22 protein-coding genes are annotated in these 26,657 nt (G+C 45.3%); 6 read left to right on the forward strand and 16 right to left on the reverse strand.

Going from position 1 to position 26,657, the window contains the following annotated elements:
- Nucleotides 1-8 precede the first annotated feature (8 nt).
- Nucleotides 9-812, forward strand: a complete 804-nt coding sequence (locus tag B3P16_RS19935; RefSeq protein ID WP_286844015.1) for a hypothetical protein — start codon at nucleotides 9-11, stop codon at nucleotides 810-812.
- A 3-nt stretch (nucleotides 813-815) separates the two neighbouring features.
- A complete protein-coding gene (locus B3P16_RS19940; RefSeq protein WP_286844016.1) occupies nucleotides 816-1,610 on the forward strand; it encodes a hypothetical protein in 795 nt (264 codons plus the stop codon).
- 43 nt (nucleotides 1,611-1,653) lie between these two features.
- On the opposite strand, the gene B3P16_RS19945 is transcribed toward B3P16_RS19940, so the two are convergent.
- The 3 genes from B3P16_RS19945 to B3P16_RS19955 all read right to left on the reverse strand — a co-directional run bounded on the left by B3P16_RS19945 (nucleotide 1,654) and on the right by B3P16_RS19955 (nucleotide 3,207).
- Nucleotides 1,654-2,250, reverse strand: a complete 597-nt coding sequence (locus tag B3P16_RS19945; protein ID WP_286844017.1) for a methyltransferase domain-containing protein — start codon at nucleotides 2,248-2,250, stop codon at nucleotides 1,654-1,656.
- A 63-nt stretch (nucleotides 2,251-2,313) separates the two neighbouring features.
- Nucleotides 2,314-2,781 carry a DinB family protein gene (locus tag B3P16_RS19950; RefSeq protein WP_286844019.1) on the reverse strand — a complete coding sequence of 156 codons (468 nt, stop codon included), beginning with the start codon at nucleotides 2,779-2,781 and terminating at the stop codon, nucleotides 2,314-2,316.
- A 15-nt stretch (nucleotides 2,782-2,796) separates the two neighbouring features.
- Complete coding sequence (locus B3P16_RS19955; RefSeq protein WP_112374635.1) at nucleotides 2,797-3,207, reverse strand: winged helix-turn-helix transcriptional regulator; 411 nt, start codon at nucleotides 3,205-3,207, stop codon at nucleotides 2,797-2,799.
- A gap of 106 nt (nucleotides 3,208-3,313) precedes the next feature.
- Between B3P16_RS19955 and B3P16_RS19960 the strand changes: the two genes are divergently transcribed.
- Complete coding sequence (locus B3P16_RS19960; protein WP_286844020.1) at nucleotides 3,314-4,105, forward strand: alpha/beta hydrolase; 792 nt, start codon at nucleotides 3,314-3,316, stop codon at nucleotides 4,103-4,105.
- 128 nt (nucleotides 4,106-4,233) lie between these two features.
- The gene (locus B3P16_RS19965) at nucleotides 4,234-4,530 is read left to right on the forward strand and encodes a hypothetical protein (RefSeq protein WP_286754651.1); all 297 of its coding nucleotides are present in this window, start codon (nucleotides 4,234-4,236) and stop codon (nucleotides 4,528-4,530) included.
- An 18-nt stretch (nucleotides 4,531-4,548) separates the two neighbouring features.
- Here the strand turns inward: B3P16_RS19965 and B3P16_RS19970 are convergent, their stop codons facing one another.
- The 11 genes from B3P16_RS19970 to B3P16_RS20020 all read right to left on the reverse strand — a co-directional run bounded on the left by B3P16_RS19970 (nucleotide 4,549) and on the right by B3P16_RS20020 (nucleotide 21,462).
- Nucleotides 4,549-5,178, reverse strand: coding sequence for a histidine phosphatase family protein (locus B3P16_RS19970; RefSeq protein WP_286844022.1), 630 nt, complete (start codon nucleotides 5,176-5,178; stop codon nucleotides 4,549-4,551).
- An 80-nt stretch (nucleotides 5,179-5,258) separates the two neighbouring features.
- Nucleotides 5,259-7,196, reverse strand: coding sequence for a TlpA disulfide reductase family protein (locus B3P16_RS19975; RefSeq protein ID WP_286844024.1), 1,938 nt, complete (start codon nucleotides 7,194-7,196; stop codon nucleotides 5,259-5,261).
- Entirely contained in the window at nucleotides 7,189-8,553 is a 1,365-nt protein-coding gene (locus tag B3P16_RS19980) for a RagB/SusD family nutrient uptake outer membrane protein (RefSeq protein WP_286844026.1), read from the reverse strand. Before B3P16_RS19980 ends, B3P16_RS19975 begins: the two co-directional genes overlap by 8 nt.
- Before the next feature lie 26 nt (nucleotides 8,554-8,579).
- Nucleotides 8,580-11,825 carry a TonB-dependent receptor gene (locus B3P16_RS19985; protein WP_286844027.1) on the reverse strand — a complete coding sequence of 1,082 codons (3,246 nt, stop codon included), beginning with the start codon at nucleotides 11,823-11,825 and terminating at the stop codon, nucleotides 8,580-8,582.
- Nucleotides 11,826-11,864: 39 nt separating this feature from the next.
- The gene (locus B3P16_RS19990; RefSeq protein WP_286844028.1) at nucleotides 11,865-12,917 is read right to left on the reverse strand and encodes a FecR family protein; all 1,053 of its coding nucleotides are present in this window, start codon (nucleotides 12,915-12,917) and stop codon (nucleotides 11,865-11,867) included.
- Nucleotides 12,918-12,961: 44 nt separating this feature from the next.
- Nucleotides 12,962-13,489 (reverse strand): RNA polymerase sigma-70 factor, encoded by a 528-nt coding sequence (locus tag B3P16_RS19995; protein WP_046676041.1) that lies wholly within the window; start codon nucleotides 13,487-13,489, stop codon nucleotides 12,962-12,964.
- Nucleotides 13,490-13,725: 236 nt separating this feature from the next.
- Nucleotides 13,726-14,562 (reverse strand): metallophosphoesterase family protein, encoded by an 837-nt coding sequence (locus B3P16_RS20000; RefSeq protein WP_286844029.1) that lies wholly within the window; start codon nucleotides 14,560-14,562, stop codon nucleotides 13,726-13,728.
- Nucleotides 14,556-16,355 (reverse strand): RagB/SusD family nutrient uptake outer membrane protein, encoded by a 1,800-nt coding sequence (locus B3P16_RS20005; protein WP_286844030.1) that lies wholly within the window; start codon nucleotides 16,353-16,355, stop codon nucleotides 14,556-14,558. Before B3P16_RS20005 ends, B3P16_RS20000 begins: the two co-directional genes overlap by 7 nt.
- Before the next feature lie 9 nt (nucleotides 16,356-16,364).
- Entirely contained in the window at nucleotides 16,365-19,658 is a 3,294-nt protein-coding gene (locus B3P16_RS20010) for a SusC/RagA family TonB-linked outer membrane protein (RefSeq protein WP_286844031.1), read from the reverse strand.
- A 77-nt stretch (nucleotides 19,659-19,735) separates the two neighbouring features.
- Complete coding sequence (locus B3P16_RS20015; RefSeq protein ID WP_286844032.1) at nucleotides 19,736-20,755, reverse strand: FecR family protein; 1,020 nt, start codon at nucleotides 20,753-20,755, stop codon at nucleotides 19,736-19,738.
- Nucleotides 20,756-20,862: 107 nt separating this feature from the next.
- On the reverse strand, nucleotides 20,863-21,462 hold the full coding sequence (locus B3P16_RS20020) for an RNA polymerase sigma factor (RefSeq protein ID WP_286754641.1): 600 nt from the start codon (nucleotides 21,460-21,462) through the stop codon (nucleotides 20,863-20,865).
- 273 nt (nucleotides 21,463-21,735) lie between these two features.
- Between B3P16_RS20020 and B3P16_RS20025 the strand changes: the two genes are divergently transcribed.
- The gene (locus tag B3P16_RS20025) at nucleotides 21,736-23,286 is read left to right on the forward strand and encodes a PAS domain-containing sensor histidine kinase (RefSeq protein WP_286844033.1); all 1,551 of its coding nucleotides are present in this window, start codon (nucleotides 21,736-21,738) and stop codon (nucleotides 23,284-23,286) included.
- A 5-nt stretch (nucleotides 23,287-23,291) separates the two neighbouring features.
- Nucleotides 23,292-23,657 (forward strand): response regulator, encoded by a 366-nt coding sequence (locus B3P16_RS20030; RefSeq protein ID WP_286754639.1) that lies wholly within the window; start codon nucleotides 23,292-23,294, stop codon nucleotides 23,655-23,657.
- 99 nt (nucleotides 23,658-23,756) lie between these two features.
- Here the strand turns inward: B3P16_RS20030 and B3P16_RS20035 are convergent, their stop codons facing one another.
- Nucleotides 23,757-24,113, reverse strand: coding sequence for a response regulator (locus B3P16_RS20035; RefSeq protein ID WP_286754638.1), 357 nt, complete (start codon nucleotides 24,111-24,113; stop codon nucleotides 23,757-23,759).
- 194 nt (nucleotides 24,114-24,307) lie between these two features.
- On the reverse strand, nucleotides 24,308-26,509 hold the full coding sequence (locus tag B3P16_RS20040; protein ID WP_286844034.1) for an ATP-binding protein: 2,202 nt from the start codon (nucleotides 26,507-26,509) through the stop codon (nucleotides 24,308-24,310).
- Nucleotides 26,510-26,657 lie beyond the last annotated feature (148 nt).

Below are 26,657 nucleotides of genomic sequence, written 5' to 3' on the forward strand. Positions count from 1 at the left end.
CAACCGCTATGAAAACAAAAATAATCTTAATAGCCACGGCGATCACCTTTTTTCTGCTATCCACCTTCCTTTCATGCGATAAAGGTGGCGACCAACTGCTGTATTATTCCAATGTGCATATGATCAATTTAAGTGGTTACAATAACAGCAACGAGGAACTTATCCTGCAATTGGACACCTTTAGCGCTACGGTAACACCAGCCTTTAGCCGCATCGCATTTGCTGCGAATTATAATTTCAATGACCCGGCCAAGCAGCGTTTAAAATTTACCATGAAGTCTAAGGTTACCGATAAAATTCTGCTGGAACGGGAAATCAAAGCCAACGATACAGCGGCTATAACAGACCTCAATGTTATTTACATGGACGGAAAAGTAGCCGATTTCCCAAAAGTGCCGGCACCTGTGGAGGGCAAAGTACAGTTGATCTATATGCTCCAGTCCAACATCTTAAATTACCGGGAGCCCGTGGACATTGTATTTGGAAAATACTATTTTACCCCCAAAGTGTTTGAAGAGGTCGTACGGATCAAAAATCTAAAACCCAATACGTTCTCTCAGCCCCTCATTTTCGATCCCTTTCCCTTAGGCATCCAGGATTATAAGGGAGAGAAGACCTCGGTCTTATTTCGGGCCTATATTTATAAAGCTGGGACAAATATTCCCTATACCGAAGGATCGTCTTTTGAATTCAGCCAGCTGACCTCGGGTGCACCGGTGCCCTCACCCACAAAAGCCATTTCCAAGTTGTTTATTATCAATGAAGCACCCATCAACACCATGATGCGGTTTAATAAGGTTTTAGAATTATAGCGTATGAAAAATTTGTCAACAAAGCTGTATTCCCTGGTGACAGCGCTCCTGCTGATCGGCCTACCCTTCCTGTTCAGTGCCTGCAACAAGGACGCTGCGGAGGTGGAACGCGCGATGCATATCCTGATCAATGGTTATAATGGCAGTGACCATCCATTGCAGATCGCCATTGATACGACCGTATTTGATCATAAAGATGGCGCTTTTATCATTCAACCGCAGCACAATATCCATTTTGCGACGGCGTACAGTTACAAAATACCAAAAAAAAGACTGGTTACCTTAACCGATACGGAGACCAAGAAAGTGGTTTACAGTGCCGAATTGCCTGAAAACACGATCAAAGTCAATTTCAACTACGTCTATTTTGATGGCAAGGTGCAGGAAGTGAACCCACCTGCTGCAGACCCCAATGTCAATAAACTGGGCTTTTATATTTATGATAAAAGCATTGATTTCCCGATTGATATTTCTTTACAGAAGGTCAATGCAGCGACGGGTGATGTCCGTAAGGAGTACATTGCAAAAAATGTACTTCCCGGAAGGTGGGTCTATGTAGACTATCTACCACCGAAGGATTTTGACAAAGGCGCTGATCTGCGGAGTGCCACGGTCAATTTCACCAAGGCCAATACGGACAATGAATGGGCTTTTGACGGCGACGAAACAAAAAGTAAAATGGGTGCCGAAGGATTCTTTTTGCCAAAATTGAACGATAAAGGCAAGGTTCAGCCTTATTTTATTGCGCCAAAAGTACCGAATCAGATATTCAGCCGGCTTTTCTTCTACTTAGATTAAGGTCGTCAAAAAAAGGAAGCAGGGCTGTCCTGCTTCCTTTCCCTTAACCCAGCTTCCGCCAGAAATTGAGAAAACCGTCACATGCCGTATACTCCAAATCAAAATTACTAGGAATTTCTTCCCAGCCACTCCAATAGGAAACAACACGCGTACCAATAGGCAGCAGCGCAAGCTGATTCCGAAGAGCCGCGGTGTAGGCATGATAAAGTTTTGGATCAGGCGCTATCGAGTAATCAATTGGACTCGATGTGTCTATATTTTCATAGAAGGAGTTATAGAAATAAAATGCGTCATAGTCGGAAAAACAGATCTCGTCAATATTGCCATGAATAAAGGCTACATTGTGCACCTGATGTTTCTCGGCCAATCCATTGGAAAGCTCCACCAGTGATTCGCGCTGTTCCACACCATAAAACATTCCCTGGGTGCAAGAAGCGCCAACAAGGCAAAATTTCCCTGCTCCGGCACCAATATCCAGGACTTTGTCCATGGGAGATTCAACCAGGTACTCGGCAGCCATTTTTGCAACATGAACAGGTGTCCAGTGGCGTTCAGCCAATTGTTTTATTTTGGACGGGTATATATCATCAAATGCACTGTCATCAACATCCATATTCGACCGAAGAGCTTTAAAAATCATTCGCTTTCACCTATTTAACCTTTCGTACTGCATATACAAACCATTGAAAATACCCCCCCTAGATTATTGTCGGTCAACAACAAACTTTCTAATACTCATCATATAACCCAAATGCAGCCCTTCATGAAAATTATTCCATTCGAAGGCATCATATATGGAGGTTAAATGGAAGCCCGTTCCGGTTGTACGCTCCTGATAGTGGACAAACTTTTTGTTATTAAAATCACGTATGGTCGGCTCAATCTGCTCGAGGAGTAATCTTTTAAGCAGATCGGCTTCCTGTTGCGATACCGCTGCTGTCGGTCTTGTTCCGGACTGATAATTCAGAAAAACTTCCTCGGGGATATGTCCCGCTATCCCAGATCCGATATAAATTAATTTATGCTGTGTGGCAATGATGTGCCCGATATTCCAGATCAGGTTGTTGCTAAAGCCTTCGGGAATGCGGTTAAGCTGTTCCAAAGAATAATTGTCGAAGAACTTAAGGTAAGCCATGCGGCTTGTTTGCCAGGCGCGAAAGAGTGAATCCATAAGATTTAAATAGGGTTAAAAAACGCGATCCTGATCGCTTTCCGAATGCACTTGGCAATAGTTATTGCCTGTAGTTTTCCATTTTAGTCCCCAGTGATGCAGATTCAGGATAATCTTCAACAGTTCCTTACCCTTTTCTGTTGGGCTATAGCGTATCTGAGGCGGTACGGTGTTTTCAATTTCTTCGGTAACGACAAGCGATTCTTCTTTCAGCTCCTTTAAACGTTTGCTCAGTACCTGATCTGAAAGTGTCGGAAACATTTTTTTTAAGGTGCTGAATTGCGATACATCCGCTGCAATACAGTATAGAATCTGCATTTTCCAACGCAACGCTATTTGCGCCAGTACTTCGTTCACATCACATGCCTGTGCCAAAGTCTGTAGATTCTCCGTGTTAGTGGATTGTTTTTTTCGGGGTGTTGCCATTTTAAATATCGAGTTATAGCCACTCACTTCAGGATGAGTTATTGTGCGGACAAAAGCTTGCCTATACCTTTGTCAGGTATTAAAAACAGTATAAAATTATAAAAAAATGAAACAACTGCGAACTTTATTTCTGCTTGTCCTGCTAAGCTGCGGTATGTTAAGTGGATACGCTCAACACCAAGATCATCGGCCTACCTATGTGCTGGTTCACGGGGCCTGGCATGGCGGCTGGTGCTGGCAGGCCGTCGCACAACAGCTCACAGATGCTCACTACAGGGTCTACGCCCCTACGCTGACGGGGCTTGGTGAACGTAAACACCTGATCGAGCCTTCGGTCGACATCGACACCCATATCCAGGACATCGTCAACCTGATCGAGATGGAAGATCTGCACGATGTGTATCTCGTTGGACACAGCTATGCCGGTGCTGTGATTGCCGGAGTTGCCGATCGCATTCCCTCACGATTACACAAGTTGATTTTTCTCGACGCCATGATTATTGAAGACGGCCAGAGCCCCATTTCATTGCAACCCAAGGCAGTGCAAGAAATTCAGCTCAAAAACATTCAGCGGAAAGAGAATTTTGCGCCGTTTGATGTTGCACTATTTGGTGTTACAGCCCCCGGCATGGTTTCCTGGGTCAAGGAAAGGCTCAGCGCACAACCTTTTGGCACATTTGCACAGCGGCTGCACTTAAAAAACAAGTATGGCAATGGATTACCCTTGGTCTATATCGCATGTACCGATCCACAGCTGCCCATTATGAAGGAGATGAGCGAAAAGGTGCGCGCCGACCACAAGCTCAACTGGCACTATCGGGAGATCGCGACGGGCCACGATGCCATGCTCACAGCACCTACAAAATTGGCTGATATGCTGGTAACACTGGTGGACTAACGTTCGAATGTACTGTTGGAAGACCTTATTGCGCTAGACCAAAAAGCTGATTTGATTTTTATTGAACTTTTTGAAAGGAGCTTTGTTCAATTTGAAAGGATTTTTTTTCAATTCGTAAAGAAGAAAGCATGAAAGCACAAATCGGACTCGTTATCACGGCAGTCGCTGGAGCAGCACTGCTGGTATACAAACGCTGGAAACAGCGTTCGGTACAAGAATCAACCGAAACAACAGATCGCAAGCGGACGGGCAATCTAACAAACCCACCTTCGTGGTACCGCCCGCTTAAAATGCCCGACATCGACAGCAGCGATATTGTGTCATTGCAATACGCTCCCGCAACGGTATCGCCCGAAAGAAATGATGCGGCGCAAGGGATCAACAAAAACATTTCGTATTACCACAAAGGTAATAGACATCAATAAGGTAGTTGTATAACTACCTTATTGATCCTTCAGGATTTGATAGCCCATATCCCCCAGCTTACTGATGACTCTTTTTCCTGTGGTCAACTGTTGAAGAATGGTAACACCAGCACTGCGGCCCGCAAGCTGTATTTTATCCAGCATCTCGACATCCAATCCCAGCCACATTACATGGAATATACCTAAAGTGTCTCCGTGCGAGACCACTAGCGTATACTCTTCTTCACCGTAGCAGATTTTTTCATACAGCGGCTTCAGCCTTTGCCAAACATCATAACGAGATTCTGCATCACTAAAGCATCTATCAAAGCAGGTTAGCTCTTGGTTTTCGATATTGTCCTTCAGCCATTGTACCGACTGCCCCACCGCTCTGCCCAGATTCCTTTCCTTTAACGCCTTCATGAACTGTGGGCTGCGCCCAAAGGCCTCTCCGATTATTTCGGCAGTTTCACTGGCTCTGCGAAGTGGCGATGAATACAGGGAAAAATTTTTATCCCCAAGCTCCAATTGCAGATTAGTGGCGATATTTTCCGCCTGCTGCCTTCCAAGTTCTGTCAGCTCCCAGTCTGTCCACGAACCGACCATCCCATTTAAATGATGCATGGATTCGGGGTGTTGTACAGTGATGATAGTTTTCTTCTCAAACATAAATATTGATTACAGTTTATCCAACCAGGATCACCTGTAAGGCAAATATACCAAAAAAAAGGGGGTACGACATCCCCTGGTTATTGGTCCAGTTCTTTCAGGTATTCGATCATGGCATCGAGGCTCTGCAGCAACTTTTCACCTTCAAAGCCTACCTTTCGGAAACGGATGTTCCCTTTTTTATCCAAGATCAACGTTGTCGGAATGGAGGTTATTTCCAGTTTACTGCTCAACTTCTTATCCTGGTTATAATAAAATGGAAAGTCAAATTGGCGATTGGCCTGCGCCCATTTATACGCATCGTCCCAGCTATTTCCACTGCCCGAATTGAGCACAACGAACTTCACCTGCGGGTCATCCGCATATTTTTTGTACACCTGATGCAGATAAGGAAAAGAGGCTATGCAGGGCTTGCACCAGGTTGCCCAAAAATCAATGACAACGATCTTGCCCGCAAGTTCCGCCTTAAGCAAGGGCTTTTTGTCCATATCAACGATGCTGAGGTCTTCTGGAAGAGGTGTACTGCCGATGATCTTCTGAAACTCCGCGTAATAGCCCTGCTTCCATTGCTTATCGAGCTGCCTAAAATAAGCCTGCCGCTCGGCGGCATTGCCCATCCCCTTTTTATCGAGCGCGCTGTCGAGCAGCTGCCGGATCTGTGGATCAAAAGGCGCATAGCGATAGGCTGCCTCCAGCACAGGTATCGCACGCTCTGGCTCATTCCACGCTTGATACTGCAGGGCAATGGCCCGGAGCAGTGCCGCCGATTTGAGCGTAGGGATGCTTTTGGCAAACCAGTCCTGCGCTACTTCAGTCTGATTTAACTGAGTAGCGATAAGCCCCTGATTGGCCATAAGTTCTGCTTTCACCGCAGCGATTTTATCAGCCTTGGCGGGGTCATGCGCCACCAGATAACCTGTTTCGGGGAAATAGCGTATTAAGCTCACCGGATAGGCCGCCACACTGTCCAACAGGTATAGATTGAGCTTGGATGCATCGTTGAGCAGCAGCTTATGATCCAACAGCAGCTGCACATACTGATTGTAGGCGCGCCATTTGTAGGGATCCTGCTCCCATCGGGTAATTAGGGGCAGGTATTTCTTGGCCTGTACGCTGTCGCCATGCCGCACATAGTAGGTAAAAAGATAGTCGTAAGCGCTGCCATAGGCCGCCTCATTATCGGCCGTTTTAAGGGCAAGAAGCTGCCCGATCTTGGCAACCACCGCCGTGGAATCCGGCTCGCTAAACAGTTTATTGAGCCGATAGGCTATGCCGATCTTCTTGTTGGGAAACTCCTTGATCACAACCTGACGGATCGAATCTACTTTTTGATTTTGACCGAGTATCAAATACCCCATGGTTACCTTATTGAGGTTCCCCTCAAAAAGCGGGTTACTGCGGAATTTCTTTTCAACCACGGCCAAGCCCTTCTTCAGGAGCCTGGCCTGCTGGGCGGGGTTACTTTTCTTCATCTCGAGGACGATCAGCCGGAGCTGGGCCTCGTAGTTGTCGGGATACAAGCTCAGCTCTTTTTTGAGGTAATATTCCTGTTTCTCCACGATGCGATCCGATGTTTTATCCTGGACGGGTATGCTGTACGATTTCCCCAGGTAATTACCGGCGATCAGTTTCCCCTGCTTATAGACGTAGATCTCATACTGACTGCTGTCGCTTGCCCGCTGCACAAATTTCTTGTCCTTGTCGGCGATCGTAAAACAGGAAAAGTTGGCGTAGGGCGGCAGTTTAAAGCGTACACGCCACAGTCCGCCTTCGCGCTGCATGGGCATGCGGCTCGGAAATTCGTAAAAATTGGAGTAGTTGAAGTCCACGAAAAATGGCCCTGCGCCAGGAGCAGCGGTAGATTTAACGGGATCAAAGCTGATGGTCACGATATCACCGGCGGCTGCTTTTTCCGGTAGGATGCTGACTTGCGCCTGCACTCCCAGGGTTGCTGGCAGTAACAGCAGCAGCAAGGCCCGTCTAAACTGCAGCGAGGCCTGTTTATATAGCTTAATCATTCTGTTGGAGATTACCATTGGTTAATAAAATAGCACTGGCGATCGGTATTTTGGTATCGCTTTGACTAAAGTCTGTTTTGACCTTCGAAAGTACAGGCAGGGCCCGGTTTGTGCGGACCAGGTCAAACCAGCGGTGACCCCATTCGCCCAACAGCTCCAGCTGCCGTTCCTTTTCGAGGGCTAGGGCGATGGCTGCTTTGTCCAGCGTTTGTGGCAGCGCAGCGAGGCCTGCACGCTCGCGGATCTGATTGATATCCTGTAGTGCTGCCTGTAACTTATTTTGGTTGAGCCGCGCTTCCGCACGGATCAGATACTGCTCGGCCAGGCGCAGCACAGTATTGTATTCGGCAACCGGTGTCGCTGTGCGCAACTTGTACTTATAGGGCATATAAAGTGTTTTATTGTTTACTACATACGGTTTTAACCATTGTGATTTACGCAAGTCGTTCTCCTCATAAGCTGCCACGGTCGTATCATACAGCTGATAGTAACTCCGTGCCGTCGCTACGGCCGGAACGATGCTGAATCCCTCCCAGGTGTTGACGCCTGCCGTCGAAAGATTGACCGTCTGCAGCTGCCAGATGGCCTCTTTGCTCGTCTTCAAAAAAACGGTATTGAGGTCGCGCGACAGTTCGTACCGGTTATCCCCGATGACTTTGTCGGCGGTCGCTTCCGCATCGGCCCAGTCGCCATGGTACAGGTATAACCGGGCCAATAGCGCATCAACCGCTTTTCTATTGGGGCGGGTGCGCTCATTGCCCTGGTAGGTATCCGAAATATCCACAGCAGCCTGCTTCAGATCGCCCAGCATAAAAGCATAGAGCTCTTCCCGGGACGCTGGCCCTTTTCGGTTGTTGGCTTCCAGATCTTTGGTGTCTGTGATCAGGGGCACTTTTTGGAAGAGGTTGCACAGGTAAAAATAATTGAATACCCGCGTAAAACGCGCTTCTGCCGAGAGCTGCGCTTTTACCTTGGTGCTGAGTGCCGAAGCTTCAAGTCCCTCGATTATCTTATTGCTGTGATTGATATAGCTATAGGGTTGCGACCACAGCCGATCGAGGTAAGAGGTTGCGGGACTCAGCCGATTGTATTTGTACTCATCGTAGCTTGTAAAGGCCGAGTTGTAATCGTCGGCCAGGCTGGATAGCACGATGCTCATCAGCCCACTGGCAAACTGGTTATTGTAGTTGTTCATACTGGTATAGAGTCCGCCCACGGTTGCTGTGGCCGTTTTTTCGTCACTGAAGGCCGACGCTGCCGCCACTTCTGTCTTGGGGGGATCCACCGCCAGAAATTTGTTGCAGGAGAGGTTCAACAGGGGCGTTGCAAAAAGGCTGTAGATGATATATTTGTTCATGGTGTAAGTCTTTAGTTTTATGATCATTAAAAAGTGAGCTGAACTGCGAAAGTATAGGTACGCAGCGATGGTGTAGCGCTGCTCCGCACCGAACCAAAAGGATTGACATCCGAAACATAGGTACGGTCAAAACCAGGCATCTCGGGATCCATACCTCTAAAGCTTGTCCAGGTAAAGAGGTTCTGTGCATTGAACTGCAGCACAGCACGGTTTATATTGATCTTCTGCGCCCATTTGGAGATGTCGTAACTGAGCGATACATTTTTTAAGCGGATAAAAGAGGCGTCGTCCCATACCGCCGATGAATAACGGTAGTAATTGCGGTACGCCAGGTTGGCATCGTTGGCGCTGTTGGCGGTTGCACGCGGTACATCCGTCACATCGCCCGGCTGCTGCCAGCGGCGCAATACATATTCATCCAGGTTGCCCAGTGCGCCGATGGTCGTGGCCTGCGGGCCATAACCAATGGAGGGCCCCTCCTGTTTGACAAACTGAAACAGCAGTCCAAGGCTCACATGGCCATAACTCAGGTTGTTGTTGATCCCGCCATAAAACTTCGGCAGCAATGAACCCAGGGTCACATAGTCATTGAATTCGGTGATTTTCCCATCACCATTCACATCCAGGAATTGAGCGATACCTGTTTGCGGATCCACTCCCGTAAACTGAAATCCACGCACAATACGGGTAGACTCGCCAATGACGTATCGCCGTACATCGCTGCTACTTTCAAGATTAGGATAGTCCAGCAGGGTATTGGAAGGAAAAGTCATATTGAAATTGGTTTTCCAGCTGAACTTTTCCTTTTGGATATTCACGCTGCTCAGCTCAAACTCAAGGCCCTTATTTTCGATCAGTGCGGGGGTATTACCAAAATAAGAATTATAGCCTGTCTGCGGTGCGAGCACGATATTGATCAGCTGATTATCCGATCTATTGTTGTAATAATTGGCCGTCAGGAAAATACGGTCCCTGAAAAAACCAAGGTCGAGGCCCAGTTCTTTCTTTTTGATTTCTTCCCAGCCAAAATTGGGATTGAACACCCGCGTCGGATAAAGCCCCGTGATGCTCTGGTAGGCAAAACCTGTGCCCCAGGTATCAAGGTACTGGTAATCGCCGATCTGGTCATTGCCCGTCACCCCCCAGCTGCCACGTAGCTTACCGAAGCTCAGGATAGACTGATCCTGGAAAAACTCTTCGTTGCTGAATACCCAGGCTGCACCGATCGACCCAAAATTACCGTACTTATTGTTGGGTCCAAAGCGCGAAGAACCATCTCTTCGGTAGCTGAAATTCAATAGGTATTTGTCGGCATAGGCATAATTGATACGTGCAAATGCAGATTGGTAGCGGTAGTCGGCATACTGATTGTTGCGGATTGCGAGGATGCCTGCAGCAGCTATATTGTCCAGCTGCGAATCACTCGGGTAGCTGCTGCCATCGAAGTATTTCCCTTCGGTGACCCTTTGCTGCCAGGTGCCACCCAAAAGCAACTTGAAATCATGTTTACCAATTGTTTTGCTGTAGTTTAATTGCGGCTCAATGATATAGGACTGATAATCCGAATTCCCGTAAGAGGCCATTGATCCCGTACTCGTCAATGGATTAAATCCCGCGTTGGGTAGCAAGCGCGTCTGGTCCATACTTTTGAGGTTATAGCCCACATTGACTTTCGCGACCAATTCAGGTAAGATGGCGTATTCGGCAGAAAAATTGGCCAGCAGGGATTTAGCTTTAGAAATACTCGAGCGCTCCATGTAGGCTGCAGGATTCTGTAAGGTCTGCTGAAACCAGTAATAGTTGCCATTTTCATCGTATAAAGGATAATTTGGCGCCAGGTTATAAAACTGTGCAATGTCTGTGGGGACCGTATTGTTGCGGTCGAGGTTGAGGTTGAAACTGCTGTTGAGTTTAAATCGCTGGTCTTTGGACTGTGTAGACAGGTTCAACAGTGCACCGCCACGCTGATAGTTCTTATTACCGGGCAAGGGATCACCCTGACGATTGAAATTGGCGCTGGCCAGGTACTGCGTATTTTCGTTGCCGCCGGAAAATGACAGCTGGTAGGTGGAGAAAGGAGCCGATGCACCATAAAACTGCTTTTGCCAGTCACTGTAGGCAGACTGATCCCAGGTAAGCAGATCCGGCGCATTATCTGCCGTTGCTGTCCAGTTATCGTTTTTAAAGCCCTCTTTCCGGATGTCCAGGTATTGCTGCGTGTTCAGCATCTTCAGGTTGCGGATGGCTTTACTGGAGCCCACATTGGCATTAAAGTCTATTTTAAGCCCGTTCTTATTGCCTTTTTTTGTTGTGATCAAGATCACGCCGTTCCCACCCCGGGAGCCATAAATGGCTGTCGCATCGGCATCTTTAAGCACATCGATGCGTTCAATATCCTTGGGATTGATCAGGCTCAGCGGGCTTTGATTGCCATTGGCTGCGGTAAACTGGTTCATGCTTTCGTCCGAAAATGGGATACCGTCGATAATGTACAGCGGACTGCTGCCATTGGTCAAGGAGTTGACCCCGCGCAGCTGCACTTGAAAGGAGCTGCCCGGCAAGCCCGAATTGGAAGCGATATTAAGTCCCGCAACGCGGCCCTGCAAGGCTGCCAGGGGATCCAGTACCGGTTGCGTTTCGATCTCCTTGCTGGTGACGCTGGATACTGAACCGGTATTTTTGCGTACCGAAGACGTGCCGTAACCAATAACCACCACTTCATCCAGGTTGCCCGGATCGGCCTCGAGGCTTATTTCCAGGATGCCATTGCCGGCAACCTTCACTTCCTGGCTGCGGTAGCCCACGTAACTCAAGAGCAATATATCCTCCTGCTGCAGCCCATTTAAACTAAAGCGGCCGCTGGCATCGGTGACCGTGCTGGCGATCTTGTTTTTAACACGGACGCTTACGCCTTCAAGCGCTGCACCCGAAGCATTGCTGACCCGCCCAGAGATGGCGGCCTGCAATGATTTGCTGGCCCCTTTGCCCTGGAGCACAATGGTGTTTTTGACAATTTGATAACGGATCCCCTTCGCCGCGAATGCCTGCCGAAGCAGTTCGGGGATATTGGCATTGTTTAAATTGACATTGAAAGGCAGATCGGGGTTAATTTCATGGGGGTCGTAAACAAAGCGATAATCGCTTCGCTGCTCAATGGCTTTGACGAGTTGTTTGAGTTGAACATGGTCAGCTGCCTTGTCTGCCTGCTGGCTAAAGGCATAGCCATTGACATGCATCAGCATCAATAGCAGTGTTTTTACGGATTGTTTCATAGGGTATTTAGATTGAATATTCGTTTGTTTTGGGCTTGGTTAGGGCACAAGGACGAGTCGGTCTTTGTCGATGGTATAATTTATGCCGGCAAATCGCAATATTTTAAGCACTTCGGCAAAGGACTCTTTTTTGCTGATTTTTCCGCTCAGGACTTTATTATTATAGACGGGCGACAGGCTATAGGTAAAATTGTACCACCGGGCAAGATCGGCCAAAATCTCCGGCAGCGGAGTCTGGTCAAATTCAAAGTAACCGTCTTTCCAATTGGATGCATCCTGCAGTCTGTTTTCCTGCTGTAGCTGGAAGGCACCATTCTGCACATTCAGTTCGATGGACTGTCCCGGCAGCAATACCTGCTGAAGCCCCGCATTGCTGACCCGTATTTTTCCTTCATCCAGCTGTGTGGTCAACAGCTGGCTATCGTTTGCGTATAACTTCACATTAAAAGCCGTTCCCAAGGCCTCGATGCTGGTGCTGCCAACATGAACAATAAAAGGTTTCGCTTTATTTTTTGCCACCTTGAAATAAGCTTCACCCGTCAGGAAGACCGCGCGTTCCTGTAGGTTATATCCCGATCCGATTTCCAGCTTGCTGTCGGCATTTAGCCAGACGACGGTACCATCCGGAAGCTTCATTTTGAATTCTTGCCCCTTTTTTGTTTTGACAGCCACCTTCGCCCCTTTTTCCTTCGCCATATAGGCGGGGTTAAAGGGCTTCTTGTCGTCGAGGCTGACCACTTCGTTGCCGATCAGCAGATCCGCCTGGAATTGACCGACACTAAAAGGCAAAGGTTGCGGTGCTCGTTGGGGCTTGGAAAAGAAATATATAGCGGCGCCTGCCATTAAAAAGAATACCAGACTGGCAGCTACCTTCAGATAGGCACGTCGTTGGCGATGCCCCTGCAATACAGCCCCAAAAATATGCTGTTGGAAATACCGGTCTTCGGCTGCCAGATCAAGTTCAGGTATATCTTTTTCATTATTTGTCTTGCTGAGCTGATTGTACCAACTTTCGACAAGTGCCGTTTCCTCGGCATTGCACAGACCTTGTTGGTAGCGCTGCAGTAATTGTTTCGATAAGGGTGGTTTCATAGGTGCTATCCTGTTTATAACTTAGAAGACAGGATGGCGACCCTTTAGTGGTAGAAAAAAATGAAAATAGTTCGTATTTTTTTTCTTAAAACCGTCAACGCATTGGATATCTGCTTTTTGACAGTCTGCTCCGAGATCTCCAATTCTGCGGCAATCTCCCGATAACTACGTTGTTCGAAACGGCTTTTTTTGAAGATCAAAGCCATTTTGCGGGGCAGCTTTTCAATCGCCTGATCGATCTGCGCAGCCAATTCTTTCTCCCGCAGCAATTCGTCGGGCATAATTTCAAGGCTCGGGGCGGCATGCTCCAGGTAATGTTCATATTTACGTCCGACATCCTGGCTGGCGATACGGTTGATCACCAAGTTTCGGGCCGAACGAAACAGGTAAGCCTGATAGGAATGCTCAATTTCCAGTCGTTCCATGCGGTCCCAGAGATTGGCAAATATTTCCTGCACAATATCACGGGCTTCGTCACGATCGTCCAACATGCGGAAAACATGCACATACAACTTCACCCAATTTTCTTCGTAAAGCTGGGTAAACAATTGTCGGACATGTGTGACACTCATCTGCTGGTTTAGTTATTGTTGATGAATCAAAATTAGGTTTTATTTTTAGGAAAGTCAATTTATGATGGATTTATAAACAAACCAGTAGAATAATGCAACAGACCATTGCTCTTAAGATTAACTCTATTCTATTTTCCCCAAAAAAACCGCCAAAAGTTTATATCCTTTTGGCGGTTAGCTGATTTGTATATTTCCCTTGAACTGCACTGTGCTCATGCGATTGACCGGCTAAGAAATTACTTCACATATTTCCAGCTAAACTCTTTTCCCTGGACTTGCACTTCAAGATGTCCGGGTGTCGTACCTTCGAATGTTCCATGCCACCAATTGCCCGAAACCGCTCCTGCTGTGATAAACTGCACGCCCTTTACTTTAATCTCTTCGTACAAATGCATATGGCCCTGCAACACCAGCTTTAGGCTATGTTCCTTAAAGAGATCGAATACCTGTTTTTGGTTTGCAAAGGTGTCGGTAGCCGTATAGCGCCCCTCCAACACCGGATAATAAACCGACAAAAAAGGCACATGTGAAATAATCACTAGAGGTTGATCTTGGGCTGTATTTTTCACCAGATCCTGCAGCCATGCGAGCTGCTTATCCCCAATGACATACTGGTTATCTTTGGTTTCCACACTATTTAGCACAATAAACTTCCAGCCCTTAAATTCAAAACTGTAATACGTCTGGCCAAAAGTCTTTTCAAAGAGCTCAAAGTCATTCTTGCCATTCCGAAGATCGCGCGGCAAGCGGTCGTGATTGCCAATCGCCATATGGTATGGCTTTTTTGTAAGGTCGAAAAGGCTCTTTAAGGACCTGAGGCGCTGCTCGCCCGCCGATAAGTCAGTTGTTTTTAAATTGTCAATATCGACATTATCGCCGCCGCTTAGCAGCAGCTCGACCTGAGGGGGCAAGGATTTTAATCTTCGCTCCACCTGACCAAGTGTCGAATCACTGTGTACATGCATATCCGTTAAAAATGCAAACTTGAATTCTTGTGCACAGGCGGCCTCCACACCAGATAACACAAGAAAAAGAAAAAATAAAATAGCTGTTGTTACACGACGCATTACCATCCGAATATTTGTTTAAGATTATCATTTAAAAGTATTTCGCCTTGCGGTATAGGGCGATAATAAAATTTGGGCGCTTCAAAATTCCCAGTATTTTCGATCGTTTCGACAGTTCCACTGTTTCCATCCGATAAAAACACACCTACATCCTGTCCAAATCGTCCCACACGATAATACTGCAGTTCTCTGCCCAAGCTGTTTTTCTCTTTTACTGCGGGAATAGACGATGAGGCAGCTAATAACACCATATCCGGAATGCCATCGCCGGTCATATCATGTTGTCCCAATCCATTGAAATAGATGCCTTCACGTTTGTTTTTCAACAGTTCGCCCACATTCCAGCGCATGAGGTCGGTAAAGCGAAAGCCTTCAAAAGCAAGTTCGACCCGACGTTCCCTCCGGATCTCCAGTACCAGGTTGCGCTGGCTACTTTCGACATTGGCATAGCGTGCTGCCATAACCGGATCTATACGTTCGCTGACGGTCATATCAGGCATACCAGCCCTTCTGCGTAGCAAATTGATACTACGATCAAGATCAGCCTGTGTAAGTTGTCCCAGCTCTGCTTTCGCTTCAGCAAAATTTAATAATACTTCGGCATAGCGGTACAGCGGAATGTCCAGGTTGTTGCGCGCTTCCAGACTGAGTGTATTTTGAAATCCTTTGATCTGGTGATAGCCCGAGAAGTTTTTGGCCAGCTGCTGCACATATAATCCGGCACCCTGGGCATAAGTATGGGAATAGATCAACTCCCATCCCGGATACGCATAGGTTTGTGACAGGCGCGGATCGCGGTTTTCAAATTCTTTGACAAATGTATTTTTTGCATAGCCTGGCTGTGCTGTATAAAATGAGCCATCTTTCATGAGATAGGCCTGCACAAGATCACGGAGCGGATAATACTCGTAATTACCAAACATCCCTGGCCAGGAGTCCGCATTGAGCACATTGTTGGCATAAAAGCGTCCCAGCACCACCTCCTTGTTATTTTCGAGATTTTCACTAAAAAATAAAGACCCATAGTCCACATCAGGTCTGCCGGTATTATAGATGGTAAAACCACCCTCACGCATCTGCTCATCACTCAGGAACTGTGCTTTGGTCAAAAAGTCATTTGCCGAGCTTTTCAATTCAAGCTCACTGTGGTATTTACGATAAGTTCCTTCATACAGTGCAAAGCGGCCATATTCCTGCAGCACCACCCATTTATTAACGGTACCGAGTTTGATGCGGGGCTGTACGTTTTGGGCAGCAAACTCAAAATCTTCCATGATTTTTTCTACGACTATGGCACGCGGATCACGTTTGGCAAATAAATAGTCATTATCACCAACCTCGAGCGCTTTATCTACCCAGGGCACATCTGAAAAACGCTGTACTTTCTCCGCATAGAACCGTGCCCTAAAATAACGGGCCAATCCCTCATAATGCGCTTTCTCACTATCACTGATATTTGCTTTTCCCATGTGCTGCAAAAAGAAATTTATTTTGCGGAGCTGCACCCAGTCCCAGCCGCCCGAGATCGTTGCGGCAGAGGCGTTACCAGCCATAATGGTCTTGATTTCGGTATTGCCCGTTGTACTTGCATTGTCCGAGGTAGCGTCAGCCTGATAGATACCAAGTCCTGAGAAATTATACAATCCATTGATATACAATTCCAGATCCGTGGCTGTATTAAAGAAATTTTCGTTATTGATCGCAGTTTCAGGAACACGATCCAAATAGTTGTCGTTACAGCTTCCAAGCAGGGAAATTACTGAACCCACTAAAGCTATTTTTATATATTTATTTATCATGATAGGCAATTAAAAAGTCACTTGAATACCAGCTGAAAAACTCCGTTGAAAGGGATAAGTCAATCCATTCCCGACACGATCTGAACCGATTGTAGGATTGGTATAGGTATTTTCATTCAACGTCTCCGGGTCAAAATAGCGTTTTACCGCCGACCATTCGATGATATTCTCGCCACTGAGATACACGCGCAGATTGCTGATCTTCGCACGGGAGACTATTGATTTTGGCAAGGTATAGCCAATGGTCAGATTTTTCAGGCGCAGATAAGCAGCATTCAGCAAATAGTTGGTTTGTGGAATAGCCAGTCCCTGAGCCTGGTCAATACGGGTTCCCAGGTTGCGGTCGGCGAGCCAGGACTGCAATATCGGATAGGTCGCATCGAGATTCTGATCTGCAAGCCCAAGATTCAGGTAAGCCTGCGAATGCTTGGCACGGTCGATATCCGAATCACCTTCCGGACGGTAGAAATCGAGCAAGTGCCCATAGAAATTACCATAAGGTTGTTGGTAAGTCCCCCAATAGAGGTAATCCAGCGGATAATAATCGCGCTTGCCAATTCCCTGAAAAAATGCACGCAAGTCAAACCCCTTCCAGTCAGCAGAAAGATCCACACCAAACTGATAGCGCGGTGTTGAGTTACCGATAATTTTGAGGTCTTTGGTATCCCCTAGATTATATCCTTTTTCAATCTTCCCGTTACCATCCTGATCCACATAAGTAGGCCATCCCGGTACGATGGACAAGGCTCCCCAAGGAATAATCGAAGTCTGGTCTAACTTGGCAATCTCAGCTTCATCTTTAAAAAGCCCATTGCTCTGCAGCCCCCAGATCTCTCCCATCTGCATGCCCTCGTAATACTGCAGGATGCTTTTATTGGGGTTGTCAAAGCGTGTAATCTTAGACTGTGAGTCAGACAGCAATAACTTGGCATTGAAACGCAATGGTGCATTGGCCAATTCAAAATGGTCCTGAAAATTGATGGTCAGCTCCCACCCATTGGTCTTTAGATCGGCGGCATTCTCGCGGGGCTCATCTGCCCCCAAAATATTGGGTAGATCTTTGCCCAGCGTCAGCATCCCCAAGGTACGTCTCGAATAATAATCAAAACTAGCTGAAAGCTTATTTTTCAGTACAGCTACATCCATACCCACATTCACAGTATTGACCTTCTCCCAGGTATAGTTTGGCGACACTAAGGAAGGCACCTGAATAAAGATACCGCGTTCACTGCCGAATAAATATTCCGAATCTTTTTTTTCCATCGAAGGGAGGTAGCCGTAGTTTGACACAGACTGATTACCCAGCTGGCCATAAGAGGCTCTCAGTTTCAAGAGATCCAGTCCTGAAACTCCTGACATAAAATTTTCACGATCGATGCGCCATGCCGCCGAACCCGAAGGGAAAAAGCCAAAACGTTTGTTTTTTGGAAAGCGGGACGAACCGTCGTAACGGCCATTGAACTCGACAATATACTTATCGTCATAGGTGTAGTTCAAACGGTAGAAGGCTCCACGTAGTGCATAGGTATCAATTGCCTCGCCCATTTTCATAGTCCCCGTTGCAAACTGAATCGTCGGAAAAGATTCCGAAATCAAACCCGCGCGTTCGGCACTGATAACTTCATAGCGGTAATCTTCCTGGTTGAAGCCCAATACCGCGTTGACCTGATGCCTGTTAAAAGACTGCATATAGGTTCCGTAGATATTGTACACGTTGTAGTAGGAAAACCCTGCTTCACGGTATGCGCCTGTGGTCCCTTCTTTTCGGATATCATCCGGACCGTAACCAATCTCATATCGCTTGGTATACCAATTGCGGTTCAAGGAATTGCGCTGAAAGGTGTAATCGGCATTGACTTTAAATTTATTGCTGAAAAAGCGAAGTTCCGTATTGAAAGTTGATTGCACATCAAGTCGCTTACGGTCACTTTTTCCACCATCGACCATTTGCGCTGCGATGATACCTGCCGAAGAATTGGCCCATGTGCCATCTGGATTTTTATCAAATGACGTTGGAAAAATATTGTAGATATCCGCCAGGCTCATCTGCGATGGTGCAAGTCGGCGTATGCTTCCAATCACTGTATTATTGCCAAATGAAATAAAATCTGAAAGTCTATAATTCACTTTCGAGCGCAAATTGTAACGGTCAAAGTAGTCTTCTGTAAGCTTAACGGGCGAATTTTGTCGGTTGTAGCTGCCGCTGATATAATATTGTACCTTCTCATTGGAACCCGAGATCGACAGGTCATGCGTTTGAGTTGCATTCCAGTCAGATAGGAAGTAACGCGTCCAGTCCCTATTTCCCATATATTCCCAGACTTTGGAATCCGAAGGATTAACCCGCACCCCGGCGATAGTAGGATTATCCGAGCGCTCCTTTGCATATTGGTAAAACTGATCCGAGTAATTGACATTGTCCCAAGGCGTATTGTCTGTTGAGGTTTCCAGTAATCGCGAAAACACATAAGGATCTGTTATTTTATCAGGCATTACCGTCGGCGTATTCCAGGTAAAATTATTGGAATAGTTCACCTTTACATCCCCTTTTCCGGTTTTAGTCGTGATAATAAGTACACCAAACGAGGCACGTGCACCATAAATTGCAGCGGCAGAAGCATCTTTGATGACGGTAAATGATTCAATATCCTGTGGTGCGATGCGAATTAATTCCGCTGCCGAAATCGGCACGTTGTCGACCAGGATTAAGGGATCGCCGCCGTTGATCGAGGTAATACCACGAATATTAATTTTAGGAGCGACCCCAGGTTCGCCTGAATTGAACTGTATATTCAAATTGGGTGAAATCCCTTGAAGTCCTTGAGCCGCATTGGATATGGGGCGGCTTTCGAGCACCTCACCGCTGATCTGATCCACAGCCCCGGAGAGATTGGTCCTTTTCTGCGTACCGTAGCCCACCACGACCACCTCATCCATCTGATTTGCCGCGGCGTCTGTCAACTGAAAAACCACACTCGAACGTTTGCCCGACGTAACGATATACTGACATTCCTCTTTTGGCGATAAGCCGGTATACGTCACCAGAATACAGTAGTTGCTATCCACTGGCAGATTGTTAAACACTGCTTTTCCCTGCTGATCAGCCTGACCAGAGCGCTTCAAGTTGCTGACCTTATTTTTTATGGTCACTGTAGCATTGGCCAGGCCCTTCGACTTTGCATCCTGCACGATGACAACGAGTTGCCCTCCTTGCTGGGCAAAGCCCTTTTGGCCACAAGCAATCGCTAATAGCAGTAATAAAGCCCCTTTGGCAGGCCGTTTTTTAGATAAAGATAATTGCATATTTTTACTTAATAATTGTGCATAGTTGTCCAAGGCTCCCCGATTTTGGGGTGCATTTATTTAATTTTTTTTATTTTTTATAACCCGCTTTTTACGATCGTATAGGTATTTTTTTCGGCGTTAAACTCCAATCTAAGATCATTTGCAATACAGATTGTCTGCAAAATCTGCGCAATATCATTTTCCTGCGTATACGTACCATATAAGGATAATTCTGCGACTTCCTCTTCAGAAAACAGAATGCTTGTACGGTAGAAGGAAGCCAGTGCAGGCAACACTTCTTTAAGCGGCTTATGCTGAAATGTCAACAGTGTTGGTAGGACCCGCTCCGGTGGTTTTTCGGATTTTGCCACAGGTTCCTTTTTGGGCTGCGCAGTCGGTGCCCGCCAGATTTGTCCGGGGCTCAGATAGGCTAACAGCCTTTCACTGCCATTTTCACTACGCTCTTTAATGGAAACTTTTCCGGAGATCAGGCGCACCCTTGGTGTGGCGTATTTGGTTTCCTGCGTTACCCAGAAAGATGTTCCCAAGGCTGTGGTCAGGATATTGCCTGCCAATACGGTAAATGGTCGGGAAGGATCATGCGCCACTTCAAAAAATGCCTTTCCCTCCAATTGAATGGTACGCTGTCCCTTGGGGAAAGGCTGCACCCATGTCAGGCTGGAATGCGCCAAAAGGCGGACTCTGCTCCCATCTTCCAAGTAGATCAGGCTATCTTGCGAAACGCTGCAAGTCATCCGTGTAAATTTCACCGCAATTTCCGCAGCTTTAGTGAATTGTCTTTGTTGCGACCTATCTACCGGATCCCACTCCATAAGATACCAGCTGAAAGAAAAACAAAAAAGAACTAAAGCTGCAAGTTTAGCGAAAAATTGCCAAGACAGCTGTTGGCTTTCCACCTCAGTTTCGGCAGGGAGCAAACGTGCATCAATCTTTTCTTTCATACGATTGCTCGCCAGATCCATATCAACCTGCTCAGCTTTATTTACGTCGAGTTCCAGCATCCATTGCATCAGATGCGCACGCTCTGTGTCTGTCAGCTTTCCTGTGGAATATCGTTCAATCAAATTTTCCAGTTCTCTTTTTTTACCCTGCATACACCTTATAGTTGCAGCAATGGGATGATCGTACCATCCCAAATAGGTTAAGTTTGTATAAAGCTTAGTTTAAGAAAAAATGACGGCGGCAGCGATCGGACATTAGGCTAAAAGAAAAGAAAAAAAGATAAGGACAGAAATACACTGGGATTTAGCTGTTGCAGCTGCATGTGCTGGCGCACAAGGTGCAATGCTTTGCTCAATTGATTTTTTACAGTCTGAAGGGATATGCCTAAGTGTTCCGCAATTTCGTGATTACTGAGGCTCCGTTGGTATTTCAGATTAAACACCATACGCATACGGTCGGGCATTTCAACGACCGACTGTTCGATAGCGACCAGCACATCCGTATAGTTTTCCTCATAACCATCTATTGGAAATAGGTCATGTAAACCATCTTGCAACAGTATACTATATTGCTCGATATGTTTTTCATACACCCCCTTTTTCCTGAAATGCTGAAACAGTTTGTGGTACAAGGCCGAAATGAGGTAAGCCCGCAGTCCACTGTGGATATTGATTGTGTGACGTCTTTGCCAGAGGTCTACAAAGAGATCCTGAACGAGATCCATGGCAACGTCCAGGTCGCCGACCTTCTTGATGGCAATTTGAAGCAGGTGACTCCAATGATGTTCATAAATCTCATCAAAAGCACTGTAATCTGCATTTACCAGACGTGCCAATAGCACGGCGTCTATCGTTTTCACAAGCATACTCTCTAGATCAATAATTCTTCGTCGGCTGTAAAGATCATGCTTTAATACAACTACAGTATTAAGGACAGGTAAAGAATATATTAACTAGAGTTTTGTTCTCAGCGGTACAGGTCAGATCATAATAGTCGTCCCCCATGTTCGCATGGATTATTTTTTCAGTAGGAATTTATACGGTTTTTTAATTTAGACATCCCAAAATCCGCTTCAATTTCAAAATTATCGACTAAATTAGGACACCTTAATTAATTTGGGAGTTTAAAATATATGAAAAAAAATGCTTCCGGCATAAAAAATTTAAAGCAACGTATTGAAAACAAGAACAATGATTTAGATCTTTATCTAAAAGCATTGAATTCTGCCTATTCGGGTATTATAATTACAGACAATCTGCAGTATGATAATCCCATCATTTATTGCAATAAAGCTTTCGAAACCATCAGTGGTTATGCCCACGATGAAATTATTGGCCACAATTGCCGATTTTTACAGGCTCAGGACCGTTCGCAAGCCGAACGTAAGATTATTAAAGAATCCATTGAGCGTGGCGAAGAATGTAAAATTGAAATTCGAAATTATCGTAAGGATGGAACGCTTTTTTGGAACGAACTTTTTATTTCACCAGTGAAGAATGAAGAAGGTCAGGTAACTCATTTTATTGGTGTTCAAAATGATATCAGTGATCGAAAAAAAGCGGAGCATGATCTTCGTGAAGAGAAGTCCCATGTAGAGCTCAAAATACAGCAAAGAACCAAGGAGCTACAAGATAAAGAAAGCTTTCTGTCCAGTATTATTGAAACAGTACGAGAAAGTCTCTTGGTACTCGATGCCAAATATATCGTCCTGAGCGCCAATAGGCATTTTTTAAACTCATTTAAAGTCACCACAGAAGAAACGGTAGGAAAATTATTATTTGACCTCGGTAATCAGCAGTGGGATATTTCTTCGTTAAAAGAGATGCTCACTCAGATATTGCCAACCAATAATCCGGTTATCGATTATGAGGTAGATCATATCTTTCCTCATATTGGCCGAAAAGTCATGCTGCTAAATGCTTATCGTATTGAGTTCGAGGGCCAGTATAAAGATAGGATCCTAATCGCCATCGAAGATATTACTGAAAAGAAGGAGCAGGATCGGCGTAAAGATGATTTCCTTTCGATTGCGAGCCACGAACTGAAGACACCCCTCACAACAATCAAGGGTCTCTTCCAGATCTTGCAGCGATTGGGCACCGAAAACACCGATCCGAAATATGTCTCAACTTTAGATAAAATCACAGCATATATCGATCGCTTGAATATATTGATAGCAAAACTCTTAGATACGTCTAAAATTCAATCTGGAAATCTTGAATTGCACATGGAGCCATTTGAGATCGATAAGACAATCCAAGATACCGTTGAAAGCATGCGATTGGCGGCACCTGATTCTGACATCCACCTTACAGGAAGTACGGGCATTATCGTAGAAGGCGACGAGCTACAGATTATCCAAGTGCTGAACAATCTGCTATCCAATGCAATTAAATATTCACCCGAGTCGAAAAAAGTTGAAGTTAGCATCCACAGGGTAGCTAATTTTGTTAAAATCTCGGTACGGGATTATGGCATGGGCATAAGCTATCAGGATAGACTAAAAATTTTCGAACGATTTTTCCGTGTCAGCCATATACAGAAGAAGTTTCCGGGCTTAGGTATTGGGCTCTATGTTTCGCATGAGATTATCTTAAACCACAAAGGAACACTGTGGGTCGAAAGCGAGCCGGGAGAGGGATCCACATTTAATTTTACATTACCCATCGTAATCAACAAATAAAGAATATGCAGCCTAAAAAGATAATGATCTGTGATGACGACCGAGGAATACTCGAGATGCTTGAGCTTTTTTTAGAACTAGAAGGATTTGATGTTATATGCGAAATAAATAGCACCCACCTGACGAAGCAATTAATTTCCCATAAGCCAGACCTCTTGCTGCTGGATCTCTGGATGCCAATAATTTCTGGTGACCAGTTGATTAAAATTATCCGCCGTACACCCGAAATTAAAGAAACTCCTATCATCGTGCTATCAGCAAGCGTCGATGGACCTGAAATCGCAGGAAATTTAGGCGCAAATGGCTTTATCGCCAAACCTTTTGATTTAACAGATATCACAGATAAACTTAATAGCATACTGAGCAACTAGCTGGCAAGTACATGGTGACTAAATACACATAAAAGCACTTTTTCTTTAAAAAGTGCTTTTAAGCAGCTGATGGGATCATCCTAAGACAAACGCTTACGCCTAACCTAATTTATCCACGAGAAGTAAAAGATCGTCCAGTTCAAATGGTTTGGCCAAAAAGGCGTCAGCTCCACTCTCAGAAGCAATCTGCTTTCCACGCGAACTTGCAGACATCATGATCACTGGAATCTTTCGATGTTTTTCCGAACTTCGGAGTTCACGAAGGATATCGTCACCTGACAGCCATGGCATTTCAATATCCAATAATATAATATCAGGCTCAATTTCTTCGACAGATGCAATAAGTTCTCTGCTTTTTGAAACTAAATAAACTTCTCTAAATTCATTCTTTAAAGCCAGCTCTAAAACGTTAAGGATGACGGTTTCATCATCACAAACAACAATTTTCTTTTTCATTTTTTGATTGTTTAAAAACACCGCAATGATTGAAAAATATGGTCTTGTGGGAGGAATTTAAAATATAGACCTAAGCTAGGCAGATAGTTGGTTACCAAACCGTTTATATAATCTTTCTTTGAGATACCACAAGATAGACAATTTATTGGATAAAAACCACTATATCACCTTCTAAAAAATCTACCCTCTATCGTTTAAGATACTAAATGCATACGATCTGCTTCAGGCACATCTTTGAAGACGACTGAAAATGTAGTACCGACATCTAATTCGCTTTCTACATGAATAGTTGCGTTGAGCTTACTCGCAATTTGTTTAACAATGGACAGGCCAACCCCCGAACCCTCAAAGCCTTCTGAATTGGCCATTCGGGCAAAGATTTCAAAAATTTTGTCGCCCTCCTTCAAATCAATTCCGATTCCATTATCCTTGATATCATACCGGACCGTATTTCCTTGCCGCATGCTCTTAACGGACACCTGCGGGTTTTGCCTTTTGCTGCTGTATTTTACGGCATTGCCAACAAGGTTCAAAAATAATTGATAGACCAATGTTCTCTCTCCCAAAACAGGTAGTGTTTCGCCCATTATAAATTCTAAATGAGGAACCTTGTATTGTTGTTTGCAATTTTCCACGATATTGACAATCTTGGACTGTGGATTAATTGGTTCAAACACAAAGTCTACATGATTTACCTTTGACATTTGATAGACTTTATCCATCATATCCCGCATCAGTTGCGTCCCATCCAAGATATTTTTCATTGACTTTGCAAGCAGTTCCTCAGAGATGTCTTTTTTATAGAGCAACATTTGTGCAGTGAGCTGTATCGTCGTCAGCGGATTTTTAAGATCATGGGTCAATGTGTAGCCAAAAGTATCAAGCGCATTATTAGAGCGCACCAGTTTCTTGTTCAATTCATCAATCTCTCCACCACGTTGTGCCACTGCTTGCTGAATAATATGTGTTATATCTTCAATAAAAGCGAGTTCAGAAGATTGCCATTTTTCGGCTTTTCCCTTCGTAATCTTTTTCCATGCCTCGAAAGAAGAACGTGGCGAAGGAAAGGTGATCTTTCGATCTTCGTCAACCTGCATCACTTTTTCCGGCTTCCCTGCCCAGGTCTCTTCTATCAGACGTTCTTTTCTAAAGACATATAAGTACCAGTTATTTGCGGGCAGAATACTGATGCGCAATACACCAGGATACATCTCAACATCTTTGGAAGGACCATCACACTTAAATCTATCGGTCGCAAAAAACTCTGCATTGGCTATTTGTTTATCAATTTCTCGGAGCATTTTTTTATCAGGCACCTCACCCACCATCATGATTGCGCGGTCACGTTTAATGATTAGCCCCTGCCCGTTCATTACCTCCATAATACGCACGGCATACTTTTCCAACACGTCATACAAGTCGCGCTTGACCAACAAATCACTTTTTAGATCATGCTTCAGCTGCGATAGATTTTTCTGAACTTTTACCTGTTTCTTCTGAAAATCTGCCAAATAATTGTTCACAGCGTATTGTGTAAGAAAGGTACATAGATGGCGCTGTGAAAGATCGACATGCATTGGCTCCCGGTTCTGACAGGCTACAAGCCCCCAAAGCTCATCGTCCACGATAATGCTAAAACTTGCACTCGCCTTTACGCCGGCATTTTTAAGGTATTGCAAATGCATGGGTGAAAGTGCCCGAAGGCTGCAACGTGTAAGATCGAGAGCATCGGCGCTCCGCCCCATTAGCGGAATCACTTCCTCATTGACATTCGCCGTATGGCGGGCGTGAAAAATACGGTAAAGCTCGCGCGCCTGTGCCGGAATATCGAATTCCGGATAACGGTAATTCATCAACGATTCCAGATCCGCCGTCTTGCTCTCTGCAATAACTTGTCCACTATTATCTTCCAAAAAGCGATACACCATCACTCTATCATAGTGGATGATGTCCTTAATCAATTCAGTCAATGCCTGCCAGCAAGAGTTGCCCCCGCTACGGTCATCTAAATGCTTGGCATAATAATATAATTTGGTGGTTTTGACAGCAAGCGGATTGCAGGTCTCTATTTCAAGATAAATTTTGCCATCATACCTATAGAGACTTAAAAAATAATCGTTAGCATGGATAGCTACACGATCGGCATACCTGGCAAACATGTTGTCTGAAACAGCATGTTCTATGCTCTCTCCACGAAGTTCAAAAGATGGAACAATCCGATGAAGAACATCGTCTACTGTCATGCCGAGTATTTCGGAGTAATCTTCACCTGCAATAGCTGCACAGTTTTCACTTACCGCAATACACTTATCGTCTTCAAAGATAAATAAATACCCAAAAGACTGTATATTTCCACACAGGTGAATTTTTTCCTCATGACAATTGATTTCACGCATAAAGTTACTGATCTATTAAATAAAAATATGGTAAAATCAACAGTACTATCCTCCATCAATGCTATCATATGTTACTAATTTAGTAAAATATTCTGACCTATCGAAATTTGCATCTTTCACTTTAAACCCGAAGAAAAACGAACTAAAT

The sequence above is a fragment of the Sphingobacterium sp. UBA7631 genome (assembly GCF_002483935.1).
GTDB lineage: Bacteria > Bacteroidota > Bacteroidia > Sphingobacteriales > Sphingobacteriaceae > Sphingobacterium > Sphingobacterium multivorum.